Below are 1,400 nucleotides of genomic sequence, written 5' to 3'. Positions count from 1 at the left end.
CGGCCAGTCCGGAGGAATGGGGCTGTTCGGGCGGTCCCCGGCGCCCGGCCGGGTCCCACGCCGCCACCTGGCCGACGGCACCCCTGACGTGCGCACGGCTACTGCCTTACGCTGCCGTGGGTTGACGGACGAGGGAGGGCGACGGGGATGACGGGACCGGGGAGCGGAGCGCTGTGGGGGCGCGCCGAACAGCAGGACTTCCGCAGCAAGGTACGCGGCTGTGTGCTGGGCGGCGCGATCGGCGACGCCCTGGGCGGTGGGATCGAGTTCGACTCCCTCGCGGACATCCGCGCCCACCACGGCCCCGACGGCGTCACCGGCTACGTCCCCGCGTACGGGCGGCGCGGCGCGGTCACCGACGACACCCAGATGACGCTGTTCACCATGGACGGCCTCATCCGCGCCCACGTCCGCCGCGACTCCGGCGCCTGGCATCCGCCCACCGACGTGCACGCCGCCTACCGCCGCTGGTACCGCACCCAGACCGACTGGGGGCCCGACGAGCGCCGCACCGAAGACGGTTGGCTCGCCCGCCAGGAGTGGCTCTACGCCCGCCGGGCACCGGGCAACGCCTGCCTCAGCGGTCTGGGCGACGAGGTGCTCGGAACGGTCGAGAAGCCGAAGAACCCCGGCTCCAAAGGCTGCGGGACCGTGATGCGTTCGGCTCCGTTCGGCCTGCTGGCGGGCTGGGACCCGCAGTTGGTGTTCCAGCTCAGCGTGGAATGCGCCAGCCAGACCCACGGCCACCCCACCGGACAACTCGCCGCCGGTGCCTTCGCCGTCATCGTCCACGCCATCGTGCGGGGCGACGGACTCGACGCGGCCGTCCAGAAGGCCCTGGCCCAGCTCGCGGTCCGCCCCGACCACGAGGAGACCACCGACGCCCTGCAGAAGGCGCTCGGCGCCGTCCGGCAGGGAATGCCCGGACCGGAGCGGGTGGAGTCGCTGGGGGAGGGCTGGGTCGCCGAGGAGGCGCTCGCGATGGGCGTCTACTGCGCGCTGGTCGCACAGGACGTGCGCCACGGCCTGCTGCTCGCCGTCAACCACGGCGGGGACTCCGACTCCACCGGCTCCATCTGCGGCAACCTGCTGGGCGTCCTGCACGGGGAGACGGCGCTGCCCCCCGACCTGCTGCCCGAACTGGAGGGCCGCGCGACCATGCTGGAACTGGCCGACGACTTCGCGCTGGAGATGACCCAGGGGCCGGTGCTGCACAGCCCCGGTGAGTCCAACCCGGCCTGGCTGGAGCGCTATCCGCGACTGTGACGGGCGGACGGCGCCCCGGCGTGGTCGCTGTGCGCGTGGTGTGACGCCGGTCCCGGTCGGGGAGGGAGGGCCGGAACCGGCGTCAGTCGGTGCGGGCGGTGCGGGCGGTGCGGGCGGTGCGGGCGGTGCGGGCG

Annotated in this window: 1 protein-coding gene; it reads left to right on the top strand. The window is 74.3% G+C overall.

Annotation, left to right across the window (positions count from 1 at the left end):
* The first annotated feature begins 147 nt into the window (after positions 1-147).
* A complete protein-coding gene (locus E0D90_RS25610; RefSeq protein ID WP_130800291.1) occupies positions 148-1,266 on the top strand; it encodes an ADP-ribosylglycohydrolase family protein in 1,119 nt (372 codons plus the stop codon).
* Positions 1,267-1,400 lie beyond the last annotated feature (134 nt).

Origin of the sequence: Streptomyces otsuchiensis, from assembly GCF_004305975.1 — a bacterium.
In the GTDB taxonomy this organism is placed as follows: Bacteria; Actinomycetota; Actinomycetes; order Streptomycetales; family Streptomycetaceae; genus Streptomyces; species Streptomyces otsuchiensis.
This window is presented reverse-complemented; position numbering and strand designations above follow the sequence as displayed.

Bases quoted from the DNA above. Each gene is read 5' to 3' on its own strand.
- E0D90_RS25610 (WP_130800291.1), top strand. From the start codon at position 148: ATGACGGGACCGGGGAGCGGAGCGCTGTGGGGGCGCGCCGAACAGCAG.